A 2,508-nucleotide genomic window follows, 5' to 3' on the forward strand; every position below is an offset into this window, starting at 1 on the left:
TTCACATAACAAGCAATTCAAGTGGATTCTCAACGCGTGGCAGTTTTACTATGCGTTAGGTAAAGTGTTTTACGGTGCAATGCAGCGGCTTGGCCAGTGCGTTGTTCACCACTTAATTGGGCGTTATACATTTGGAGACAAAGTTGAGCTATTCATTCGATATCAAAGATTCAAAAGATCTATTTCACGAATTTTCACGTTTAGTAGGAGAATATCGCAAGGATCCGCTATCTTCTGGCTCAGCGGTAATATGTGCAATTTTTTCATGGCACGTTGTAGAGTGGATCTATCAAGAATATCCTTCATTAACTGCTACATATCCAAAGAAACGAGATTTTCAAGATTTCATGAAAAGCTCCTGTCCTGCACTAAGTTACATGCAAGATATCGCCAATGGCAGTAAGCATCGTGGTATTACAAGGTATCAACCTGTAGTTAAAAAGACAGAGCGACATCATGGTGCTTTTTCATCGGCTTTCTCTAAAGATTTTGATGTATCTAGTTTAAAAATCGAGCTAGATGGTGGTGTTGCATACTTTGATGAAGAGGTTGATAAAGTAGAGGCTTACATAAAGCATTTTTTCTCTAACACGTTGAAAGAAAATGTATAACAAAGCATTTAAGAGTGATTCCCAACGCATGGCATTTTCTATTCCATCGTCGGGTTTTGTGTTTACGATGGTATGGTTAGGTTTCGTGGTAGCGTTGCTCACACCTTAATGCGGCGTTATGTGTTTGATGAGTTTTTATGGTTAATTCTACGATTTCATTGAGAACTCGTTCCGTGTTTTCGGCAAGTTGGCATGTCGAAATGGATTCTTGGACAACCAGAGATTGATCGTTTTCAAGGTTCTTGGGTTGCCTCACTTGAGTTTTGGATCTGGTTTGTGTTGAATTTCGTCAGTTTCAAATCGCTTCAATTGAAATGTCTTTTTGACTGATTCATTTGCTGACATTCAGCTTTGAAAGTCTGGTGAAGCAAAATGTTTTGTTGTGGCTGAAAGGGCGCTTTCTTTGTTGTTGATTCTGCAAGTGGCTCTCTTTGGCTCAGATCGCTGTGAAATTTAGGTTTTGTCAGCATCGTTTTTGTACGTAACTTATTCAAATCTCTTCATTTCTACGGTGGTTTACTTTGAATTCATAGCTAAATTCACATAACAATCAATTCAAGTGGATTCTCAACGCGTGGCAGTTTTACTATGCGTCAGGTAAAGTGTTTTACGGTGCAATGCAGCGACTTGGTCAGTGCGTTGTTCACCACTTAATTGGGCGTTATGTGTTTGATGAGTTTTTAGGGGCAACGCTACGATTTCATTGATAATTCGTTCCGTGTTTTCGGCAAGTTGGCTTGGTCGAAATGGATTCTTGAATAACCTGAGATTTATCGTTTTCAAGGTTCTTGGGTTGCCTCAATTAAGTTTTGGATCTGGTTTGTGTTGAATTTCGTCAGTTTCAAATCGCTTTAATTGAAATGTCTTTTTGACTGATTCACTTGCTGACATTCAGCTCTGAAAATCTGGTGACGCAAAAAATTTAGCGGTTGCTGAAAGGGCGCTTTCTTTGTTGTCGGTTCTGCAAGTGGCTTTCTTCGGCTAAGATCGCTGTGAAATTTAGGTTTTGGTCAGCATCGTTTTTGCACGTAACTTATTAAAATATCTTCATTTCTACGGTGGTTTACTTTGAATTCACGGTAAAATTCACATAACAAGCAATTCAAGTGGATTCTCAACGCGTGGCAGTTTTACTATGCGTTGAGTAAAGTGTTTTACGGTGAAATGCAGCGGCTTGGCCAGTGCGTTGTTCACCACTTAATTGGGCGTTAGCTGGGGTTAAGAAAAACGGTGAATTTAGGGTGGAAAGGCTTTGGGTTTTCTAGCTACACACCGGACAGATCTCAGTTTCTCAACTATCTCGCCAGTGGCACTTTTCGTGAAGTGTTTGAACTTAACGAAGTCTGCTTACGGGAAGAGTTGTGTATGTTAAGTTCATTGGCGCAGCTTCTTTGTTGTTGAAATTCATGAATGCTTAAATTCATTTCGAGTGCTCTGTCGTTGGCTTTTTTGATAGAATTCTTTGCAAATTACCGAGCTCAGGAATGGTGATTTATTCGGCCATTTCTTCTTTGCCAAGCGCATTTCGTGGATTGGGTTTTAATTTCACAGCTGTCCGTTTTACTTTGCCGTTTGAAAGCAATAATGTGTTTCAAATTAGGCATTTTGGCGTAATTCGCTAGCTAAAATGTAGCAGCTAACTAGGCGTTTAAGACGGATTCCCAACGCTTGGGAGTTTTGGCTCTAGGTTGAGTTTTGTGTTTAAGGCGCAATGGTTTAGGATTGTGGTCGCGTTGCTCACCACTTAACGCAGCGTTAGCAGGGGTTAAGAAAACGGTGAATTTAGGGTGGAAAGGCTTTGGGTTTTCTAGCTACACACCGGACAAATCTCAGCTTCTCAACTATCTCGCCAGTGGCACTTTTCGGGAAGTGTTTGAACTTAACGAAGTCTGCTTAC

The 2,508-nt window shown here is 40.4% G+C and carries 1 protein-coding gene and 1 pseudogene; both read left to right on the forward strand.

From position 1 onward, the window contains the following. Positions 1-143: 143 nt before the first annotated feature. Complete coding sequence (locus AACW06_RS19155) at positions 144-611, forward strand: hypothetical protein (protein ID WP_192076281.1); 468 nt, start codon at positions 144-146, stop codon at positions 609-611. Positions 612-2,306: 1,695 nt separating this feature from the next. Continuing rightward, positions 2,307-2,508 (forward strand): annotated as a pseudogene (locus tag AACW06_RS19160) (hypothetical protein); the annotation flags it as partial.

This window comes from Vibrio sp. S12_S33, assembly GCF_963889785.1.
Taxonomy (GTDB): domain Bacteria; phylum Pseudomonadota; class Gammaproteobacteria; order Enterobacterales; family Vibrionaceae; genus Vibrio; species Vibrio aestuarianus.